Origin of the sequence: Thalassobacterium sedimentorum (assembly GCF_031127905.1) — a bacterium.
GTDB classification, from domain to species: Bacteria; Verrucomicrobiota; Verrucomicrobiia; order Opitutales; family Coraliomargaritaceae; genus Thalassobacterium; species Thalassobacterium sedimentorum.
Genome location: NZ_JARXIC010000008.1, coordinates 113,476 through 135,611, shown reverse-complemented (window position 1 = coordinate 135,611; position 22,136 = coordinate 113,476). Strand labels below are relative to the sequence as shown.

General features: G+C 45.4%; 13 protein-coding genes. 10 read left to right on the top strand and 3 right to left on the bottom strand.

All coding sequences use genetic code 11. The features are described 5' to 3' along the window. Positions 1-16 precede the first annotated feature (16 nt). From QEH59_RS06755 to QEH59_RS06725, 7 genes are all read left to right on the top strand, one after another. Positions 17-979, top strand: a complete 963-nt coding sequence (locus QEH59_RS06755; protein ID WP_308984602.1) for an AraC family transcriptional regulator — start codon at positions 17-19, stop codon at positions 977-979. Positions 980-1,108: 129 nt separating this feature from the next. Next, positions 1,109-2,233 carry a Gfo/Idh/MocA family protein gene (locus QEH59_RS06750; protein WP_308984601.1) on the top strand — a complete coding sequence of 375 codons (1,125 nt, stop codon included), beginning with the start codon at positions 1,109-1,111 and terminating at the stop codon, positions 2,231-2,233. Between the two features lie 8 nt (positions 2,234-2,241). After that, positions 2,242-4,002, top strand: a complete 1,761-nt coding sequence (locus QEH59_RS06745; protein ID WP_308984600.1) for a sulfatase family protein — start codon at positions 2,242-2,244, stop codon at positions 4,000-4,002. 39 nt (positions 4,003-4,041) lie between these two features. Continuing rightward, the gene (locus QEH59_RS06740) at positions 4,042-6,183 is read left to right on the top strand and encodes a hypothetical protein (protein ID WP_308984599.1); all 2,142 of its coding nucleotides are present in this window, start codon (positions 4,042-4,044) and stop codon (positions 6,181-6,183) included. A 131-nt stretch (positions 6,184-6,314) separates the two neighbouring features. Continuing rightward, positions 6,315-9,617, top strand: a complete 3,303-nt coding sequence (locus tag QEH59_RS06735; RefSeq protein WP_308984598.1) for a hypothetical protein — start codon at positions 6,315-6,317, stop codon at positions 9,615-9,617. 14 nt (positions 9,618-9,631) lie between these two features. Continuing rightward, a complete protein-coding gene (locus QEH59_RS06730; protein WP_308984597.1) occupies positions 9,632-10,426 on the top strand; it encodes a hypothetical protein in 795 nt (264 codons plus the stop codon). A gap of 576 nt (positions 10,427-11,002) precedes the next feature. Next, positions 11,003-14,395: a hypothetical protein gene (locus QEH59_RS06725; RefSeq protein ID WP_308984596.1), complete on the top strand. Its 3,393-nt coding sequence runs from the start codon at positions 11,003-11,005 to the stop codon at positions 14,393-14,395. Positions 14,396-14,899: 504 nt separating this feature from the next. Here QEH59_RS06725 and QEH59_RS06720 read toward each other — a convergent pair. Continuing rightward, positions 14,900-15,661 carry a PEP-CTERM sorting domain-containing protein gene (locus QEH59_RS06720; protein ID WP_308984595.1) on the bottom strand — a complete coding sequence of 254 codons (762 nt, stop codon included), beginning with the start codon at positions 15,659-15,661 and terminating at the stop codon, positions 14,900-14,902. A 511-nt stretch (positions 15,662-16,172) separates the two neighbouring features. Here QEH59_RS06720 and QEH59_RS06715 point away from each other — a divergent pair. Beyond that, complete coding sequence (locus QEH59_RS06715) at positions 16,173-17,696, top strand: sialate O-acetylesterase (protein ID WP_308984594.1); 1,524 nt, start codon at positions 16,173-16,175, stop codon at positions 17,694-17,696. A gap of 13 nt (positions 17,697-17,709) precedes the next feature. Beyond that, positions 17,710-19,101 (top strand): sulfatase family protein, encoded by a 1,392-nt coding sequence (locus QEH59_RS06710; protein WP_308984593.1) that lies wholly within the window; start codon positions 17,710-17,712, stop codon positions 19,099-19,101. 92 nt (positions 19,102-19,193) lie between these two features. Here QEH59_RS06710 and QEH59_RS06705 read toward each other — a convergent pair whose 3' ends face one another. Both QEH59_RS06705 and QEH59_RS06700 read right to left on the bottom strand, forming a co-directional pair. Beyond that, a complete protein-coding gene (locus QEH59_RS06705) occupies positions 19,194-20,084 on the bottom strand; it encodes an AraC family transcriptional regulator (protein WP_308984592.1) in 891 nt (296 codons plus the stop codon). A gap of 76 nt (positions 20,085-20,160) precedes the next feature. Continuing rightward, positions 20,161-21,030, bottom strand: coding sequence for a hypothetical protein (locus QEH59_RS06700; RefSeq protein ID WP_308984591.1), 870 nt, complete (start codon positions 21,028-21,030; stop codon positions 20,161-20,163). Between the two features lie 312 nt (positions 21,031-21,342). Here QEH59_RS06700 and QEH59_RS06695 point away from each other — a divergent pair, with 312 nt between their 5' ends. Then, a complete protein-coding gene (locus tag QEH59_RS06695) occupies positions 21,343-21,966 on the top strand; it encodes a hypothetical protein (RefSeq protein ID WP_308984590.1) in 624 nt (207 codons plus the stop codon). Positions 21,967-22,136 lie beyond the last annotated feature (170 nt).

Sequence of the window (22,136 nt, the reverse complement as noted above, 5' to 3'; positions counted from 1 at the left end):
TTGTTTGAGATTTTAAATGCATTCTATTGCCCCTTCAGCTCCACGCTATGAAAAGCGTTCTAAAGCTATTAATTGTTGCCATGAGGTTCATGAAGCGCGACTGCCAGTATTTGATTGTATCTATCATTTTCATCCGGAAATTGAGCTAATAGCTATACACAGTAGTCATGGTATCTGTCTGATTGATGGTCATTTGGAGCGTTTTCAAGCTGGTGATGTATTTTTGATTTCATCAAATGTGCCACATTCTTTTACGAATCGTCTTCGGGACAGTACAAGTGATAGTTGGACTCATTATACGGTTCTCCATTTATTACCGAGCTTTCTGGGAACGAATACGACTTTACTTCCTGAGTTAAGCCGTATTCGTAATCTTTTGAATGAGCAGGCCTCCAGGGTACTTATGGGAAAGCTACGTAAGCATGTTTCCAGTCAGATACGGCAATTATTTGCTAGCTCACAAGCACGCTCAGTCTTGCATGTTCTGGATATTCTTGTGACAATTACAGAGAATTTAGAGCTTACGCAGTCATTAAAGTCTATGGAGCAAGTTGCTCTACATGGTCATGAAGCAGATCGTCTTGCTCGAGTGCATCGATTTATTAATGATCACAGTACGGAGTCGTTGAGCCTTGAGACCGTCGCATCGTGTGCCTCAATGGCACCTAGTTCTTTCAGTCGTTTCTTTCATCAAAAAACAGGTAAGACTTTTCAGGAGCATCTTGCGGAAGTCCGCATTTTAGATGCGTGTTCACGATTGATACTTACTGATGCTTCCGTGACTAATATCTGTTACGACAGCGGCTTTAATAATTTGTCGAATTTTAATCGACAATTTAGGCGCATTAAGAGAACCACTCCTTCGGAGTTTCGCAATGCTTGGAAACAGGAGGAGGTCAATCAGGGGCGAGATATTGGTCAAAGAAAAATGAGTGTGTCCTTTGAAAATAAGGATTTTCGAGTAATTGCTAGTGAATAGCTGACTTTTTTTTCGGCGCTAAAGTGATTATCTTTATAATTGTGTGTTAAGATAATACATATGCTGGTTATTATCTAAGGAGTGTTAGTTGGGTGATTACGTTACAATCAAGCTTTTACATAGTCGATCATGCCCAATACACACACATTTGATAATGAATTTCAGCATCGTCTGGGAGTTCTAGGTTTAGGCGAAGGGCGTAGTATTTTGTCTGCGGCTCAAGGAAGCTCTCGTTGGTGCGTGACTTGTGTGTGTGATTTGAGCGAGGCACTTTGTGTCGCTCGTCAACGTGAGTTTGACCTCGAGTGTGAAAGGACAACTGATTACACTAAAATGTTAAGCCGAGATGATGTAGATGTCATTGGTGTATTTACCCCTGACGATATTCATGTAGAGCATATTATGATGGCACTGGAGGCAGGGAAGCACGTTGTGTGTACCAAGCCCGTAGTCGATAACCTCTCACGTGGAACGGAGCTATTGGCTGCTCAGCAACGTTCAGGTTGCCAGGTTTTTGTAGGACACAGTTATCGTTTTTTTCAGACTTTTCTTCGGGAACGTGAGGATTTTGAAAAAGGTGTTCATGGTGACCTTATTTCATGCGAAGCTTGTTATAACGGTGATAAGAGAAAAGGTTCAGCTGGGGCCCGCGGTAAAAAGGGGGAAGTTAACTGGCTCTATTCTGGACTTGGGCATGCAGTAGACCTAGTCTATTGGTACCTCGGAGCGATTGATACAGTGAGTGGTTTTTCTAAACTTAGTAACGCTGGTCGTAAATTGGGATCTGAGTTTGCGGATTGCTTCCAATTTGTGCTTCAGTCTGAGCAAGGTGTCTTGGGGCAGGCTTCAGGGATTTATGGGGCACCTCGGGCGCATCCAAAAGCAGCTCCAGTAGCGGGCTGCACTTTGCGAGGTGATTTTGCGACGACGACTGCGACGAATCCAACCTTTGATTATTTTACAATGATCGATGGTCATGCACCAACTTGTGAGACTTATGTGGATGATGGTGGTTTCTATTTTCGTTGGGGTGGTTCCGGGTATCATGCTGGCGAATTTCAAAATTATTTAGAGCACTTTGCACAGTGTCTAGAAACAGGAGATCGTCATAGCCCGAATTTAAGTGATGGGCTTTATGTTATTGCGATTTTGGAGGCGATGGAGCGTTCGCTTGAGACGGGGCTGCCATGTCGGGTGGATACGATTTTAGAAGAGCGTAATTTACTCAGTTTAAAGGAAGTAATCGCCAAATGAATATAGCTATGAAACTGTCTCAAACTGCTGTTCAATGCATTTTGCTCAGCGTCCTTATAATCGGCAATTACTTGATCGCTTCCAAGCCTAATATCATCTATATTAATGTTGATGACCTCGATTTCGATGAAATCAGTGTATACGATTATCGTGAATTTCCTAGTTACACAGGCATGCGCGCGGCTGGATATTTTATGGCAGATGTACCACTGCCAATCGTCCAAAACCTGCATTCTTTGATGGATGATGAAACGCTCGGTTTTGAGGATCCTCGAATGCTGACGCCCAATGTCGAAAAACTCGCTGATCAAGGAACGATTTTTACTCGATTTTATGTTACTTCCGCAGCTTGTACTCCCAGCCGCTATACCTCTTTAACGGGACGTCTCGCAAGTCGTAGCCCAGGCTTGTTAGCTACGATACCTCAGGATCAGCAGGTAAATATTCGATGGAATACATCCATTGCTCCTGAAGAGCCTACGCTGATTAAAAGTTTGGATGCCTTAGGATATACCACCGGGATTTCTGGAAAATGGCATAACGGTATTAGTGAATCCGCGGCTCATGCTATTGCAAATGAGATGGATGTAGAGTATCCCTTCGATGTTGAAGCAAGTGCCAATATCCATGACTCGGAAGTGCAACGAAGGGTGCGCGCAAATAATACCTTACTGACACGTTACCTAGAGGAGTATATTGGCTTTGATTGGGCGAGGACGGTTTCTAATAAAAATAAGGAGTTTTGGCCAGTTCCTGAGACCTTAAAAGTTCATAATTTAGAGTGGATTACAGGCGGTGCTTTGGACTTTATTGATGCTGTTCATGGTGAACCATTTTTCCTTTATGTTTCAATGCCAGTGCCTCACGGGCATTATTACAAAGGTTGGGAACAGTCAGATGTTCGAGCCACTCCTGGCGGATTTTGGGATCAGGAAGAAGATGCGCAGCTTTCCCGCGATTCGATTTTTGAGCGTTTGCAAGCGCTCGGTATCGACGAACGCAGCAGTATGGGAACTTGGATTGATGATTCTGTAGGAGCCATTTTAGAGCGCTTGGATGCTTATGGTTTGGCTGAGAACACGATTGTCATTTTTACTTCAGATCATCAAGCGCGTGGTAAAAATACTTGCTATGAAGGTGCTCGGGTTCCTTTTATCATTCGTTGGCCCGGCGTTACACGTCCAGGATCTCAAATTGATGCACTTTGTGTGAATGCAGACCTTGCGCCAACTTTTGTTGAGGTTGCAGGAGGTTCTTCGCAGATGGGGGCGATGTTGGATGGTATGAGTTTGTTGCCTTTGATTCGAGGTGAGCGTCGCGATCAGCATCCGTATGTGTTTCTTGAGCTAAACAACTCGCGTGCACTAGTCTCGGAGCGTTGGAAGTTGTTGCTGAATCGTGTTCCTGAATACCAAAAAGTGGTGAATCCTCAGGTTTGGGAGCGCGAGCCAGAATCGATTGCGTCTGCAATGGCTTTTGAGCGTGTCAATTATGGGGACAATCTGTTGCGGCGACGAGTTGCTTGGGATGGAGTCATTGGCAATGGTATTTGGGAAAATGTGGGTGTTTGGTTTTATTCTGCGTATACATTTCCAGCCTATTTTGAGCCCGATCAGTTATACGACTTAAGTGAAGATCCTTTTGAGCAGCACAACTTGATACATGAGCCAGCAGTGCAGTCCACTGTGGTAGATTTAAAATCCAAAATGGCTGAGGTGATTCGCGAATTGCCACGACCCTTTGGAGAATTCGAATCCAATGTTAATTAACCTGAATATATTAGTTTGATGCACAAGCCTCTTATCATTTTGTCCTCATCCCGTACGCCGTTTGCTCTCATTGCGGTTTCGTTTTTTACGATTATCTTTTCAGGATGTCAGCCGTCTTCTACTGACGAAGCGAGTGCAGGCATTGAAGACGTTTCAGCTTTCAGCGAGGCTGAATCGACCAGCTACCTGCCGCCGTCAGTTATTCCAGAATCCGTGGGAGAGTTTTCCGACTTAAGTCCGACAATCTCTGAGCAGGCAGTAAATCCCTATGTGAAGTATTTGAGTGATGCTGCTGCCGCCCTGCCGGCACCTGTTAAAATCCCTGAGACAGGGAAGCAGAGTGATGTTGTTGCTGCTGCGCGCGATCTGGAACACCGCGTTTGGGCCGCATTGGATGCGCGTAGTACTGTAGATGCATCGGTCCGTGAGCGTTTGTTGCATGAGTCGCTTGGAATGATCGATGCGATCACTGCGCGAATGGAAATCCCCGGTACTGAGGGAGACCCTAATATGGGGCGTTTCCTGCTCGCGCCGCTTTTAAAGGCGATTTATGATATTCGAGAAGCTCAAGCAGCGCCTGCATTACAGATAGATACTTGGCTACTCGCGCTTCGACCTGCAATCGATTTTCAGTATGTTGAATATGGTGGGAACACCGATGAAAACTGGGATACACGTTTGGCTGGTGGGTATCCCAATATGGACGCGGCTTATGTCTTTGTCATGGGCCTTGCGGCCAGACTTTATCAGGAGCCTGTTTTTGCGGAATCCGCCGAAACTTTTGTCGGCTATCTCCAAGAGAATATTTTGCCAGGTGGTTCTATCCGCTATACGGGTAGTAATCGTGGTGAGGGGCTAAATGTAAATGCTGCCCCTGTGTATACTGGAGTGGTGATTCGTTTTGTGGGCCAATATCTTGATCTAACGGGATCTGCTGCTGCTCGTGAATTGCTGATGTCTATGGAACCACACTTCCCACGTGCTTGGGAGATGCCGGGGATTCCTGAAAATACGACGGCTCCTTGGTGGAAGCATACAAATTATACTAATCGTCTGGCTTATCCAGGGACATTTGAAATCATTGCCTCGGTGGCGAATTCGTCTGAAAATAAATATTATGCGGATGAGCTTGTTTCAAATGGTCGTTTACAAGTAGGTGACGCACTGTCGGCGGTGAATTTTTATGATGCATCTTTAGTGCCTCAAGCACCCGCAGACAATACCATTTCGCTCGACCCTGACATTAATGGCTTTCGTGGACGCTTTGGACATTTTAGTTGGGTCGGAGCGTTGGGGCCCATTCAGGATTCTCTTGTGGGGGCAATGGCAGTTGTGCCGAAATACGGTGCAAGAAAAATTAAAGAAGGCTCAGCGCCTGCTTATGATTTTTATTCTTTGTTACTGGTTACGCCCGAAGTTGGACTGGATGGGCGTAGTCAGCCGAAGTCGCCTCTTTTTCAGAATGCACTATTTGCCACCGGAGAGGATTATGCCGGTAGCTCCATGGTTGCAAAGGACGCGTCTATGGCTGTTCTCGGAGCTACTTATTCATTGCGACAGCCAGGGATCTATCAGCCAGAGAATCCGGATTCAGATTGGGAGGTTGATCAGGTATGGTTGTTTTTAGATAATTATCTAATTGGTCGTTGCGTCATGCGCTATACGGGAGAGGAACGTGATTTGGCTTACGCACGCATGCGAATTCGTACAGAACATCGTAATAAACTGCGGCCAATAGGAGACGGGGCTTATCGCATTGGTCCACTGCGGCTCCGCGTTTTGGAAAGTAGCTTTCCGAAACTTAGGCATGGTCTTGCTGAAATTACTGATCACCGCAGAGATCAACCCAATGCTGACGAAGTCTTTCTCGAGGAAAGTGGTGGGCGCCCATTCTCACACAGCGCACTAATTGATTTGAGCTATCAGAATGCATCAGTAGCAAGTTCCTTTACTGAACTTGATGGGGGGGGGCTTATGGGGTTTTCTATAGAGATTGATGGCCATAGATATGCGGTTTGGTTCAATCAATCGGATAAATCCGTGAAATTGCCGGTTTCGATCAAAAAAGCTCGTGAAATTCGCATTTACACGGCAAGTGGTAAGGGCGTCTTGGCTAAAGAAGCTTCTTTTACTGAGACGCCCTTGTTGCCGCCTTTTGGTGTCGCTTGCGCCATCCGATAAAAATACTGAGCCGTAATCAATTAGGTAGTATTATAGTATAAGATGTGATTTGTTATCTATAAGTTAAGAAAGTATCAATACAGGCTATGCGAGTTGAAGTGAAAATGTTTAATATCTTGTAGTATATGGGCGTGTTACATTCGCTTACTCCTATCCCCATTAACAAAAAGTTTAGCCACAATCAAGGCTTTGCGTTGATCATTGCTCTTGGCTTGATGGCATTTGTTCTTTTGTTACTGTTGTCTATCACCACTTTTATTCAGGTGGAGTCACAAAGTAGTGCGAATCAAGAGAGCCGTATGCGAGCGCAGCAAAATGCGCTTTTGGGACTGCAGATTGCTTTGGGTAACTTACAAAGTATGACCGGGGCAGATACGCGAATAACCGCAAGTGCAGAAATTGTCCCTGCGGTGGCTCAGGCTGCGGAGGCCTCTCCTCAATTGCAGGGGGGGAATCGTCATTGGACTGGGGCTTGGCAAAGCGATACTGGTGTGTTTCTCGGTTATTTAACTTCTGGGTATGAGGATGCAACAGATGAAAATACGCTAAAAGATTTTTCTGCAGATTTTGATGTTGAAGGAAATCTTACAACAGGCACAAATGCAAAATTAGTTGGGGGGGGCTCGGCAGATGTTACTGCTGGTTATATTGCGGCCCCGAAAGAGAATCTCACAGGCCTAGAAGATAATTCGGTCGGTAATTACGCTTGGTGGGTCGGGGATTTGGGGACGCGTGCTCAAGTTCATTTTGAAGAGGTGCCCACACGTGTTCCGGCGAAAACGAATGAATTCGTATTTTACCCGAGTTCGTCGGGTGCATATAGTCTTTTTTCTGGGGTGTCTGACGCATCTGTCTTTGCTAAGGCAGCTTCTTGGGGAGATATGGATCTTGCACTCGAAGCAGGTGGTTTAGCTGCCCCCTCCGATTCGCGTAAAAGCTTATTTTACGATCTGACTACGACTTCAATGGGCTTATTGACCAATACTAAGCAGGGTGGTTTGCTGAAGAACCTCAATGCTGCTTTTGAGGGGCAGATGGCTGAGTTAATTAATTATCATGGTGACGACCAAGTGTTTGGCTCGCAGTTGGGTGGAGGCGATGATTTTGGTGGGCCTAAGTGGACGCAGTTGCAGAATTATTATAATTTGCCAGACAACCTCACTGGTAGCGATTTTAATGCGAGTATTAGCGCGCGAAAAATGACGGACGATGAGGGTGCTATTGCTCCGGTTCTTTTGCATATGCAGTATGCCATTCATGCTAGTATTTTAGAGCGAGGAGGCGATCAATACGGGCGACGCCTACATGTATTTCCGCTGTTTTCTTTTTGGAATCCTTACGATGTCACGCTCAAAGGAGGCACTTATTATTATGGATGGATGAAGAGTTTCCCACAAGTAAAAATCGTCGTTAGCTTTACCGATTCAACCGGAAGTCAAACTTTAACACCGACAAATCCTCTGAAGCTGAATTCGGCCAATTACGCACTCAAACTTGAGATTCCAGATTTGGCTCCAGGGGAAACCGTGGTTCTCACGCCAAGTCAGAATGCTTCTAAAGATGATAATATTTCTCTGACTCCAGGAGATCGTGACACATATATTCATTGGGATTTAACCAGTCCTTTCACTATGTTACCAGGGTGGTCAGAGTTGGAAATATCTCTAATTGGAGAAGATAATTCTAATTATTCCAGCATGGGGGTAGCTCTGGATGCGGCAGATCTCAATTATAATACTGGGACGCTGGATGATTTTGTCTTTTTTATGCAGGATATACCTGTTTTTGGGCATAAATTTATTGAGGAAGATTCGGGTATCAGTGCGCTGACTTTTACGCCCGCAGACCCTTACCCGGAAACTACTTTGCCAGACGCTACGTATTTGTTTCAGGACCCTAGTGGAAGCACTAATGGACCACTCGGAATTTTTATGGTTCGTCTGCGGCAACCTGACTTGGCAAAAGCTTCGCCTAAGGCTTGGGAGCCGATTCGTTGGTTGGCTAATTTTAATCCACGAGCGAGTGCGTTTGGACGTGCGCCGCAGGAATTACAAACTGGAGGGCACGGTGGTTTTAATGCGATGCCTAGCTATTTAGGTGCATTTTCGAATGATCCGAATGCCTATAATGATTTTCGAGTGCCGCAGGTTGGGCTCTCGCCTGTTACATCACCCGATCGCACTGTGCTTTATGCCTTGCCGCGCACCAAGGAGGATGTGACGAGCATTGGTGATTTGCGCCATGCCAATATTTCCATGCCGGGGATCGGTGATATACTGCAAAAAGATGCGTATAAAAATATTGCTCTGGATAATTTTCGTCCGGCGTATGTGATCGGCGAGTCACTCGCGGATCCTCGCCTGCTATCGAATCAGACTTTTCGGAATAGCTGGCCTATGTCTCGCGACACTATGGAGCCTGCGGCGACTCATTATGATTGGTCTTACCTTATTAACGAAGCCTTATATGATAGTTATTACCTATCTACTGTGACTAAGGATTGGCTCGATGATTCATGGGACGACTGGGCGATTGGAGATGATTTTCCGGAATTACCAAATTCACGACTTAAGGTCATGCAAAACGCCTCTGACGGAAACATGGATGCGAGCGATTGGAAAGAACGTTTGGCTGATATAGATGCTGCAAGGAATCTTTATATTGATGGTGCTTTTAATATCAATTCAACATCAGTTGCGGCATGGACTGCACTACTGCGATCATTTACAGGGATGGACATTGAAACCGACGAGGACGGAACGATTACTTCTTCTGATTTAGGTAGTGCATTTCTACGCTCTCAGTATCCAAAACTCGGTGACTATGATTCTGGCCCCTTTGATTCATTGGAAGCCTATGCAGGCTTCCGTCGTTTGACGGAGGTTCAAGTGGCTGCTTTGGCCATGGCAATTGTGGATGAAGTTAAGGCCAGAGGGCCTTTTTATTCGCTTGCGGACTTTGTTAATCGTGATCCGGATGCATCTATTTCGGAACATCGTTTAAAAGGTGCTTTGCAAGCTGCAGTTGATGCAAGTGGCGTGAATGATGATTTGGAGGATAGTAACTATGTTACAACAGTTGCTGACTATGATAGCCCACCAGAAAGTTACGCATGGTTTGATGATTATAATATGGAAGCATTGGCAGGACCTTTATTGCAAGGGATTCCTGGCTTTCTTAGCCAAGGGGATCTTATTTCTCGTTTAGGTATTGTTTTACGGCCACGTTCTGACAGTTTTATTATTCGAGCTTACGGGGATACTGTGACATTGAATGAGGTCGCCAGTACTGCCGTTTGTGAAGCTGTTGTACAGCGCGTTGTTGAACCAGTGAATGCTTCAGTCTCAGAGCCCTTGGAGCCTGCGATTGGTTCGATTTTCGGGCGTCAATATCGAATTGTCAGTTTTCGCTGGTTATCAGAGGAAGAAATTTAACGAGTATATTATCCATGTCATACAATTCGAATCGTTTCGTCTGCTACAATGCATTTACAGCTATTTATCGCCATCTGCTGTTGGTGTTTTTTTTATCATTTTTCATTGGATTGGCGCCTTCTGGGGCTCAAGTAAAGCAGGAATCAGATGAAGCAATCGTTTCAATCCAGTTTTCCGTCTACTATTGGCAGAATCAGCGTTATGCTGAATACGGTTCAACGCAAACGCCTGCGCCTAAGCTTCATTATCGAGTCAATCAAGAGTGGAAGAGCTTCCAAACACGGGCTGCTTATCGTACCTCTAAAATGCGTTATACGGGACCTGATCCACTTATTCTGTATACGGAAGAAGAAGTTCGAAATCCTGAAACTGGGGAACTGATGACTCGTATGGAGCCTTATTGTGTAGTCAGAATACCCCAGGGGGCAACAAATCTTATGGCTTTCCTTTATCCCGGAGCAACAGAGACAAGTGAAGAGTGGGGGGAATTACAGCGCGCTCAAGTTATTAATATTGGCTCTACACACTTTAAGCCTGGGGAACCCGTTTTCGTCAATTTATCAGATCAGAATGTGGCTTTTCAATATGATGATAGACGAGCTATGATTCAGGCTGGGGGGATGCAGAGCTTAGAAGCTCCAAAGGAAGCAGGGCGTCATGTCATTAAAATTGCGACTAAAGTAGCGGACAGTTGGAAGCCAGTGCTTACGACTTCCTTGGCCCTTCCTTCGGAGCGTGTTAGCCTGGTCTTCTTGGAGCCGGTTAAGGGGAGCTCACATTGGCAGTTGGTGCGTGTGTTGTTAGATTAAAAAAAAATGTTATCCTGTTGCGGAGGAATGGGCTGCGATTAGCCTGGATCAATGAGTTGATGCAACTATTTTCTGAAGCAATTGTAAGTTGCCTTGGAATGGTCCAAACCTAGATGATTCATTTTATGCCTGATCGATGACCGATTCGGAGCGTCTAGACATTGATGTGTCAGTGATGCGTAGGTTGCCTGAATTTGAACAGGATTACCCGGTAGTGACTTTGCACCATTTGCTCACGTTTACATCAGGACTGTTCGCAGATGAGTTTACCCCGTTTAGAATTACTGATCTTTATGATGAGGTGCTACAGCTGTTTAAGCCAAATTCTGTAATCGGGTGAGGGCACTCTTGTCATCCTATTAATCTGGGTTAAATATTTTCGAATGGTTACATTGCGATTCGAGGTGATAAGATAGTATCAGCATGTGCAAACTCAACGCTATCTTGTGGTTTGTTTTTTCGTATAATAGTAGTTCAAGATCCCTACCTGTTAATCTACTCTATACTTTCTGTTCGTGCTTCTGTTATTTCGTAGCATTCGATTCAGAGGAAAGAGACTACCCCCATATTAATATTATGAGATTCCCTATTCCCCTGAGTGTTTTGAGTGTCACTGCTGTCCTGGTATTACAGCTGAATGTAGTTCATGCGAATGGCGTTATTTTTGGATTAGAAGCGAATCCTACTACAAGTACATGGTCGCTTGGTTCGTATTCATTTAATAACGGTGTCGCTAGTTACACGGATTCCCTATCGGTTTCTAATGTTGAAGGAAATTCTGCTCCGTCGTTGTGTCAAAATATGCGCTATACTGGTAATAGTAACGCAAATATAGCTATTTATACGACGGCGTTTAATAGTAATTGGTGCTATGATCCTTCCACCGCTGGAGAGATTGAATCTGTCAAATTGGCTGGTGATTTTAAACCTGAACAAACTGTAAAGCTCTTTATTGCGGCAGAACAGGATGGAGTGGAATACATTAGTAATGAAACGGGGTATAATGTGTTGCTCGATCATGGGGACACTTGGTGGGAATATACGATTGATAATGCCTTAGCTTCTTCCTTTGTCCGATTGGACGGTGGTTCTGGGACGCTCGACTTCAGTTCGACGGGAGGGGAGGTTTGCTTTGGTTATGCTTTTCGGCGTGGACAATCGAGCACTACGAATACTGCAGATTTGGATTTTTACATCGATAATATTGAGCTCGAATTGAGCACTAATCAATTAGTTTATATCAATGCAGTTAGTAGTATTCTCGACGAGAGTGGCGAGCCATGTGTGCTAAATGAAGGAGAATTACTTGCTGCTGTGAATCTGGGGCCTAGTGGAGCATCCAATGTCATTGTTAATGAGGTTGAGTTTCATGCTCCAGGAGGGACTAACACAACAACCGCAGTATCAACGCAGAATGGGGTTACGGTGACCGTCACATCTTCAAGTGGCAGTGTGCGCGGTAATTGGGCGACGTCTATGTACTCTACTTCAGAATGGAACGGATTGCTCACTGGTCATGCGAGCACGGCTTTTGCCGGTCCGCAAACTGCATATATCGACATCACTTTTTCAGGTCTGGTTCCGGAAGCGAAATACCGTCTGCAAACATTTCATTTTCAAGAAGGAGTTTCGCCTCAAACGCGTGCGATGATTTTTTCAACGGATGATAGTCCAGGTGTTCAGTCACCTGCTTTCTCTTACGTTTCCGCTGATGGACCTGCTGTTAGGCTTTCTACGATCTTTACTGCAAACAGCACTTCACAAACTTTTCGCCTTTCTTCTGCTGTAAATGGTCGTGCTTTGCTTAATGCTTTAGCATTACATGAAGTCGGCGGAAATAAATATGCAGATTGGTTGAATGATAGTTTCGAACAGGGAACTTTCACAATTCCAGATATGCCTGATCCCAATCTGGATGGAAGTTTCACTATTAATCCTGATTTTCGAAAAATAGCTGAGGATCTTCGTTACCGGGTCTGGGCGCTCAGCCATGATTTGGCGGAAATTGAGAGTGCAATGAAGTCTGATATACTCAGCTTGGTTGGAGAGCAGATTGACTATCTCTGTGATCATCTCGGAGGTACGATTAGTGCTGGGAATCGTTGGTGGTGGCCCAATAGTGGGCGTTCAGGTGATTCGAATAGCGACCGTTTTGTGCTTGCGGCCTTGATGCCAAGTCTTTGGGAGTTACAGAAGGCGAACGTTTTTGATGAGACGATAATGGCCGAGTGGATGTCTGCACTTCAGCCTGCAGTAGATTTCCAGTACGATGAATATGGGCAGAGGACTCAATTAGACTGGGGGACGAAGCTCTCGGGAGCATATCCAAATATTGATGCAACGTATGCGACAGGCATGGGAGCCGCGGGTAAACTCTATGCTGAGGATGATTACTTAGAGAGTGCCGAAGAGATTGTCGGTTATATTCTTGAAGAAGTGATGTTGCCAGGTGGATCGGTGCCTTATACGTCGAATTGGACTAATGCGTCTATCTCGAGTAATGCTCAAGCGGCTTATTCTAGGTTAATTGTGCGTATGCTTGCGCAATATATACTTCACACGCAATCGTTAGATGCTCGCGATATTCTGGACGCTATGAGTGATCATTTTGCAAAGGCATGGTTGCAGGGAGTTCCTGAGAATGCGACAAGTCCGGCATGGAAGCATACTATGAGTCGAAATCGTGTGGGATATGCCGGTGAATTTGATATTGTTGCGTCTATTTCAGGAAATAGTATTGTTCGAAGGTTTGCGCAAGATCAGTTCGCATTGGGTAAACTTGACAAGGCTGATGCCATTCTAGGTTTGGAGTTCTGGGATGCGAGTGTTGTTGCGGCTGATCCGGCCACAAACGCGATGGAACTGGATCCGGATATCGGAGGATTTCGAACGCGAGCGGGCCATGACGTAGGTAATTGGCACATCGGGATGGTTGGCTCTCTTGGGCCAGCTCAGGATAGCTTGGTCGGGGTTTTGAGTTTAGAAAAAGATTCGAGTAATTCGACGCAGGATATCAATGCTTATGCTGCTAGAGGGCTGACTATGGTCAGTCCGGAAGTCGGCTTATTGCCTCTGGATGTTTCCAAGTCGTTGCAGGGGCGTGCGGCGTTTGTTACAGGACAAAACTATATAGGGAGTACGATGGTCTCGGCGGATGAAGATACTCCTGTTGCAGTCTTGGGTGCAATATATCGTCCACGAAAGCAAGCGACATTCCTGCCCGAGAACTCTGAAACTGATTGGGATGTGCAACAGATATGGCTAGGCTTAGGTGACCACTTGGTTGGTCGAGTGCTGATGCAATCCAGCAATTCCACTCGGACAGATGAGTATGTGCGTATTCGAATTCGAACAGAACAGAAAAATTGCTTGAAAGAGGTTCCGACAGACTCGGGAAGCATTTATAGCAAGCAATACAAATGTCGCGGACATAATGTAGCATCGCGTCTGCGAATTGGCATTCTCGATACGACTTTTGATTCCGTCAGTCATGGCAATGCCCAGATTACCGATAATCGTGGAGACCCGGATGCGGATGAGATTTTTCTTCAAGAGGATGCTAATTGCGAAGCCATCCTGAGTAATCTTGATTATGAAGCTGCAATTCATGTTCGGGATCAGAGTGGTGGCGAGGTGTCTCTATATGATAAGCTCGACCAGACTGGCTTTGCTGGATTTCGTGTAGAAATTGATGGGAGGACCTACGATGTATGGCAGAGTACTGAGTCGAGCAGTCAGACACTCTCTTATACACTTCCGAATTCCGTGGTTTACGATGTTATGATCACTGATGAGCGAGCTAAGTCAGTGATCCCATCTAGTCATATTGGGCAGCAAATTAGTCTTATCGTTCCAAGCCACGGGTTGATTTGTATTGTTTGGGATAACTCTACAGCTGGCACTATCGCTTTGGGGCCAGATCCCATGGTCAATACGTGGTTTCTTGGTGACTTTTCCACTAATCAATAGTGGATGGACTACAGTTAGCCTTTCAAATCTTGTCACTGAGGATTTTAGTGAAATTGGGGGCGGTAATTCGATTGATTTTAGCAGTAACGGAGGAAATATTACCTTTGGATATACTTGCCGACGTGGTCAAAGCGCGTCTGGCGGCACAGTTGATTTGGATTTCTACATGGATAATGCCGGGATTGTTCTCAGGCCAGAGTTGTAAGCCTAGGAGAGATTATTGATACTGACTCAGGTGAAACGTTACATCGGAAGTTAAAAGAGATCTAGTGCGCTATCCTAATTAACTGATCGATAGTGTAGTAGTGCCATGCTCAGCGCAAGTCTACCTGATATGAGTGGGATAACGTTTAGCTTAGGCTCGGGGTGGCTGAGAGCTAATGGGATGTCGCTACAAGCTTGTTTGAGGCTTTGAGTGCAGTTTAGTTTCAGAGCTAAATGGAGCTCTATTTATGGTGCATACAATCGATTAGTTCGATTTACGTATATGTATGTTGATTGAAACTAACGGCAGCGGCGGAACATAATGGCCGAAAAGGCGAGCAGGCCAGCAAAGGCTGCATAAGTAGCAGGCTCAGGGATTGAATGGAGGATGGCAGCATTCAGGACGGAGCGATCAAATGCCCCTTCGCCATCTAGAAAAAAGCTTTGAGTCGTGCCGACCGCAGTCCACGTCGCCGTGATGACGACTGCATTTAAAGCAATGTTACTTGAACTGTCATAATATGTGAAAACTCCAGTATTGTTGAGCAAATCGTCTGCATTATAGAGATTCATTTCACGAGAGTTTGGTTCAACCCCTGGATCATAATGCAACAATTGTAACCGATATTCTTGCCCGTCAGTGAGTCCACTTAAAGACAAGGTGATGCGAGATGACGCAGCATTGGATGCATTCGACATCGCAAAGCTGCTGAATAACGTTTCTAAATCTGGGTTATTAGAATAAGTTGCTTCACCTCTCGAAGCGAACGCATTATCTGGCGACACCGTGAGAGAGACGCCGCCCCCTGAGACTGTCTGGGTTGCACCACTAATGTCTGAACCAGTGAAAGTCAATGAGCCCTCAGACCTATTAGTGTCGACTATTACATCCGAAGCACTACCGACATTCATGCCCAAAAGTAGTGTGCCATCAGTGTCAAGTGTCGTCGCGGGGTCTGAGTTGAAGATACGTACAGGTCCGTCAAAAGTGACAGTTGCTTGCCCGTATGAGGTCACAGCAAATACGAGCGCTGCTGCTAGAATGATTGGGGTCTTTTTCATCGTGATTCTTTTTTTAGGAGTAAGGTGAGGTGATTTAGGGATATAGGATTTGAATGGTCATATACTGTATATGATAGTCTCTTATTTTAGCAGATTAAGTGCTCCGCGCATACGCGCTGGTTGACATCTACTAATATTATTTTAGCATCAATTGTCTTGAGACTGATCTCAATTCGCGCGTTAATTTGGGCAAGTTCATCGGAGCTCAAGTTCATTCGTTTGTAGGCTCTAGATCGTTTGCCAGTATGACGTCGAAAAGCGTCTGAAAATGCATAAGCGTTGTTTTAGTCAACTTGCTTTGCAATCTGATGAATCTTCAGTAGAGTAAATGTGTTAAAAGACGATCGGTTCCCGCTAGGTAAGCTTAGTGTAATTTTACGATCTCCACGTGTGTATGTCGAATGCGGATAATGGCAGGTGTGCTTGAGTTCTGAAAATTATGCAATAATAGTATCTACTCTAGGTAAATAGTGCAAAGCCTTCTGTCGTCAGATATTGTAAGTTGTTAGATATGTATAGATTATCCACCCCTTATTATATTGTATTTGCGATCTGTTTGAGTTTATTCATATCATTCAGTAGTTTACTGAATGCGAAGCCATGGTTGCCCGCGATCTATGGCGATAATATGGTGCTTCAGGCGAATAAACCTTTGGCATTTGCGGGTAAGGCGAATGCTGGTAGCGAAGTGGTCGTGAGTATCAAAAATGCGGCAGAAGCGGTGATCGCCTCGGGAAAGGTAAAAGTGGGGGATGATGGGAAATGGGAGCTTGAGACGGCTGCGATTGATTCTGGATTGAGCTTAAGCGTTGAAGTGGATGACGGTTCAGGCGAGCGCGTTGAATTTGTGAATGTGCTCTCAGGTGAAGTTTGGTTATGCACGGGGCAGTCGAACATGCGCTGGCCTGTTCGTAATGCCAATGATGCTGAAAACGAGATCAAGGCTGCAAATTATCCAGAGCTTCGCCTATTTGCGGTTAAGCGGGACGCAGCTTCCGCGCCTTTGGAGGATCTGACAGGTGAGTGGTTGGTTTGTACGCCTGAAACGGTCGCAGGTTTTTCAGCGAGTGGTTACTATTTCGGTCGAGGATTGCAGCAGTCGCTTCAGCAACCTGTAGGATTGATTCTCAGCGCTACTGGGGGCACTCCTGTTCAAGCATGGATCCCCAAAGAATCCATGTTGGCTAATTCCGATTCCGCAGTGCTCTTAGATGAGTTGAAAGCTTACACGGATACTCCCCGCGAGCAGCGAGCGAAAGATGGCAGAGGCAATTGGATCTATGGTGCCAAATATGAAAAAGCTCCAGCTCGTTCCTATAATGCGATGATACATCCTTTGATTCCTTACACCTTTAAAGGCGCGATCTGGTATCAAGGCGAAGCCAATGACCGTGAAGGTAAGTGGGGTGGACCCAGTTTGTATAAAACCACTTTCCCTATGTTGGTTGAATCATGGAGAGCTGATTGGAAAAACGACTTTCCATTTATTTATGTTGAATTAGCGAATTTTATGGCACCACAACAAAACCCAGTTGATGAAGAGGCGGCTGTAAATTGGAGTTATATTCGGGAGGCTCAAGCCTCTGTCTTAGAGTTGCCCAATACATTTTTCGCCACAGCAATTGATGTGGGGGATGCGACAACCATTCACCCGGGTAATAAGCAAGCGGTCGGTGCGCGTTTAGCTCTAGCCGTGCTGGGCGGAGTGTATGCCGTCGAAGAGGCTCCTTACTTGAGTCCGCGATATACAGGCGAATATTCGATTAAGGATGGAAAAGTCTTTATTCAATTTGAGAATGCCGAAGGTGGTCTACATACGGTTGACGGTAAAGCGCCGAATGCTTTTGCCATCCGAGGTGAATCGGGCCCTTGGTATTGGGCGGAGTGCGAAATTGACGGTGGCCAGATTATCGCTTGGCATCCTGCTGTTTCAGCACCGGTTGCTGTTAGACATGCTTGGGCGAGTAACCCGGACGTGAATGTATATAATCAGTCAGACTTACCACTGATGCCATTCCGTACTGACAAGGACTGATTTTTCCTTACCCATGAAATTACAGCGAGCATTACAAATCTGTTGCTTCATCGTCCTTGGGGGGATTTCCCCACTGTACAGTTTTGCCGGCGAAGAACCCGTTCTCTCGTCTCAACCGAATGTGATCTTAATCATTGCCGATGATCTAGGTATACAGTTGGGATGTTATGGTGACCCACAAGCCCTGACGCCAAATATTGATCAGCTGGCATCCACGGGGACTCGCTTTGAAACTGCTTGGGTCACTGCGGCCAGTTGTAGCCCTTCCCGTGGGAGTATTCATACGGGCCGATATCCACATCAAACGGGGCTCGTTGGGCTTGCTCATCATGGCTTTTCGATGGACGACCATTATCCGACGATTGCTTCAGAACTAAAAGCACGCGGGTATCGTACTGGGGTGATTGGCAAATACCATATCGCACCGCATGATCTATGCCCGTGGGATTATCAATTGACGCAAGAAGTTAATCGAGACTTGGTCGCTAATAATCGTGATGTCGTTGCGATGTCTGAAATTGCTGAAGGCTTCGTGGCTGGCAATTCGGGACCGTTCTTTTTGGTCATGAGTTATATCGATCCGCACGTCCCTTTATTCGACCAAAGATTGGGGCTGCCTGAAGATCCTGTCAGTTCCGAGCAGACGGAGGTGTTCCCTTTTTCTGGCTATTCGAGTGCAGCCTTGAAACAGCGCACGGCAAGTTACCTCAACTGTATCAATCGTTTGGATACTGGCATTGGTCTCTTTATGGACATGCTTGAAGATAATGAAGTCATGGATAATACGCTGATCATCTTCATCGGGGATCATGGCCCACCTTTTCCACGGGCGAAAATGTCATCCTATGACTTAGGCCTTCGAATTCCGTTTATTGTGAGCGGTCCTAACCTCCAATCAGAGGCTCTGAGTCAGCAACCAGTTTCAACGGTTGATATCTTACCCACGATATTGGATTATGTTGGTGCGCCGGTGATCGATGATTTGCCCGGTCAGTCCTTACTTGGCATTCTTGAGGGAGAAGCAGTGGCAGATGTAGAAAGGCCTCTCTTTTCAAGTTATACTGCACACCAAGCTGACGCGACTTTCCCTATGCGTGTCATGCGATTGGAAGATTTAGTTTTTATTGAAAATTTAAGCTCAAATGCGGTTCGTCCGCGCCCTGAAACGGACGGAGCACCCTTATGGCCAGGCGATTCAGGGTATCCGCTTGAAGGCGTGGATACGGATACTGTGTATCAGACCTATCGTCAGCCTCCTAGGTATGAACTCTACAATCTTGCTACGGATCCGAACTGTTTTGAAAATCTTGCGTATCGAGGTGATTTCAAAGATCGAGTGGCTGATTTGAACAGTCAACTTCAACTCTGGCGTAAGCAGACCAATGATCCAACGCTTAAGCCTTAACTACTTTCTGGCGCTGCAACTTGTATCGTTTCAATTTCTATTTATAAGGTTAAACAGAGCGAAGGTTTGGCTAGGTTTTGTTGTTATAGGATTCATTTTACGGTGTGTTCACGCCTCCATTGATCTCGAAATTCGGTGGGACTTTTTCCCTTTAGTCTGCGAAAGTGTCGATTGAAGTTGGATAGGTTATTGAAGCCCGTTTCATAACAAATTTCTGTCACATTTTTTTCGCTTTGCATTAAGCTAATACTCGCTTCTTTGATACGGTATTCGATTAGGTAGTTTTGAAAAGTGCCTTTTGTTTTTTTGCGAAAGAAACGACTAAAGGAGGCTGGAGCCATTTTGGCGATATCTGCAATTTCGTTCAGACTGATCGTATCATTAAAATTTTGCTGAATATATTCAAAGACTCGATTCAAGCGCCTAATATCTTGATCGTGCATCGCCGAGCTGCTAGATTCCTCTCCATCAATGGCGGGCATGTCCTCTTGGGGGGCCTGTGATAGGGCCTTTAGGATTTTCAATAATCCGATCATACTATCGATACCCACTAGCTTACATTGGCGGATTAAGAGGTCTCGAATCACTTCACGCGTCTTACCTTTGACATGCACACCAGAATTATTAATACGGTCAATGATCCGGCGTATGTCGCTCAATTCAGGAGTGCTGAGTAAGTGCTCTCCTATGGTTTCGCGTGGGCGAAAGACGAGCACGATGCTTTTTGCCCATGTCGGCCCTTGGCTGTCTTCGGGTGCATTGTGGAATAGGTGTGGGATATTTCGACCAATAATTTGAATGTCGCCTGTGTTCATTCTATAGGATGTGTTGCCTACCATTGCATTGCAGAATCCGTTTTCTATATATAGTATTTCAATTTCTGGATGAAACACATAGGGGAAGTTGAAGTCGGGATTGGCAAAACGACCGACAAAGAAAGATTGGTTCGGCCTTAAGCTTACGCGTTGTAATTGAAGTGTCATTGTGTTTTGCTGTGAGTGTTGCGTATTTATTTTTGTAATAGCAAGTAATTATGGTATGAGCAAAAGTTCGACTTGATTATTGAGACGTTTCAGATTCAGCGGCTTCACTGATTGTTAAATTGTGGTATAAAGCGGTTCGCTGGTGCATGTGTCTAATGCCGATGCGTCCTTGATTGAGGGCAGGCATATCTGTGAGGTCCCAGTAGAACAGGCGCGACTCCTCGGGGCTTTGAACATTCATGAATAAGTCGTTCTCTTTCCGAATCACTGTTACATGGTGCAGAACCCCCGGTTCAAATAGGCCGACTGCAGTGTAATCTGGTGGTATAGCCATTTTATGAAAACTACCGCCAAAGAGTGAACTAGGATAGCGTCTGGCTCGTATGTAAGCGGACTCCTTGCCCGTATCTACTGAGTTGTCGAACGCGGCAAAACTGATGTGGAGCAAATTCATGTGGTTGAAATAAGAGCTCATATAGGGGATTTGGCGAAGATCACTCCAAGCTTCAATATCTTCTACGTAGGGGGCAGGCCCTGCGCCAGTTGCATAGAGGTAAAGAATATTCACATATTGGTAGATGGTATCGAGCCGAGTATAATCAAACTCGATCTTAAGGTCGCCTGCAAAGTTTTCATGTGTCCACAGCACTGAGTGGGAGGCATTGTCGCCCGCGATCGAGCCTGACGCATAGTAGAAGCCTTTCTCGGTATTCTTTAAGGTTGCCTTATACCCATCGATAAACCAGTTTTGATTCCATTCTTTGTGAGTGGAGTTTGTCAACTTTACCTGCCAATGGCTATTGATTGCCTGTTCGTAGGCAGGACGGTGTTTTTCTGCATTGGTTTGAGCGATCGTCAGGCTTCCAGTTGAGAGGAGTAGAATCAGGGGCCTTAAATGATTTAGCAGAGACTGTCGTATGTTTTTTTTGCTTCTTATTTCAAACAAAATTCTCCTGCTTGATAAGAGTTGTCTTGTAGCCTTGTGGATGCTCACTGATTGGTTCATGCTTGTATTTTTACCAAGCGGTGTGTTGTGTCCAGATTGTATTAGGTTTGAGTTGCTGGGAATCGTTGATAATATGAGGGGCTAGGTTAATTCAGTGTTAGTGTCTGTTAACTTTATATTGGTGCTTTAGTGGAATCGATGTATACTAAGTACATGAGAATATCCTATTACCTCCTAACTAGTCTCGTAGTTTCTACTTCCTTTGTCACCATCAATGCTGCAGCTAACGTGACCTTCGGGCCTGATGCTGCTATGAGCACAACGAACTGGACTCTTGGCGCCAGTGCAAATTCAGGTAATGTCATTGTCGATACGGTTGTTGTGTCGGATGTAACAGATCCAGATATGGGAACTGCATTGCAGTTAAGTGCCCAGGTTGATTTTAGTAGCACTAATAATAAATGGTTTGCGACCTCTGTTTTCAATGATAGCTATACATATGATCCATCGGTGAGTGGGGAATTGACTTCGTTTAGCTTTAGTGGGGATTTTACGGCAAATTATGGCACGGCTCTTCGTGTGTTTTTGGAGCAGGGAGGAGAGACTTTCTGGTTAACTGTAACACCTCCTGAAGGTGTAGCTGTTGTCGCAAATTCAGGAGTCACTTCCGTTTCTTATGCAGTTTTGGATGCGGATAATTTTACGGCTTTTATCGGTTCTTCGGGGAGCTTGGATTTCAGTGAGACAGGCAGTGAAATTACCTTTGGTTACGGCCTTCGCTATGGGTCTGGGGCAGCTTTCAATAATCGTGTTCTGGAGTTTAACGCAGATAATGTGAAGTTCGGTTTGTCGACCATTCCTGAGCCCGCACAGGCTGGTGTTGTCCTCGGTGCGATTGGATTACTGATCGTTGCTTTGCGCCGTCGTCGATCATAGTCGAGCCGCTTTTACTGCGGATTTTATCGACATGACGTATCAACTTTCAAGTTTGATTGCGCTTTCTCTGTAGAAGACTGCTCTTACTTATTTTCCGCCAAGGAGCCTAGCTGCTCCTTGGCGGAATTTTTATTTCTGATGATTTGATTGCGGACGATAAATAAGTATCA

Coding starts and splice junctions, on each gene's coding strand:
- QEH59_RS06720 (WP_308984595.1), bottom strand. CDS start 15,661: ATGAAAAAGACCCCAATCATTCTAGCAGCAGCGCTCGTATTTGCTGTG.
- QEH59_RS06705 (WP_308984592.1), bottom strand. CDS start 20,084: ATGACACTTCAATTACAACGCGTAAGCTTAAGGCCGAACCAATCTTTC.
- QEH59_RS06725 (WP_308984596.1), top strand. CDS start 11,003: ATGAGATTCCCTATTCCCCTGAGTGTTTTGAGTGTCACTGCTGTCCTG.
- QEH59_RS06755 (WP_308984602.1), top strand. CDS start 17: ATGCATTCTATTGCCCCTTCAGCTCCACGCTATGAAAAGCGTTCTAAA.
- QEH59_RS06730 (WP_308984597.1), top strand. CDS start 9,632: ATGTCATACAATTCGAATCGTTTCGTCTGCTACAATGCATTTACAGCT.
- QEH59_RS06745 (WP_308984600.1), top strand. CDS start 2,242: ATGAAACTGTCTCAAACTGCTGTTCAATGCATTTTGCTCAGCGTCCTT.
- QEH59_RS06715 (WP_308984594.1), top strand. CDS start 16,173: ATGTATAGATTATCCACCCCTTATTATATTGTATTTGCGATCTGTTTG.
- QEH59_RS06695 (WP_308984590.1), top strand. CDS start 21,343: ATGAGCACAACGAACTGGACTCTTGGCGCCAGTGCAAATTCAGGTAAT.
- QEH59_RS06710 (WP_308984593.1), top strand. CDS start 17,710: ATGAAATTACAGCGAGCATTACAAATCTGTTGCTTCATCGTCCTTGGG.
- QEH59_RS06750 (WP_308984601.1), top strand. CDS start 1,109: ATGCCCAATACACACACATTTGATAATGAATTTCAGCATCGTCTGGGA.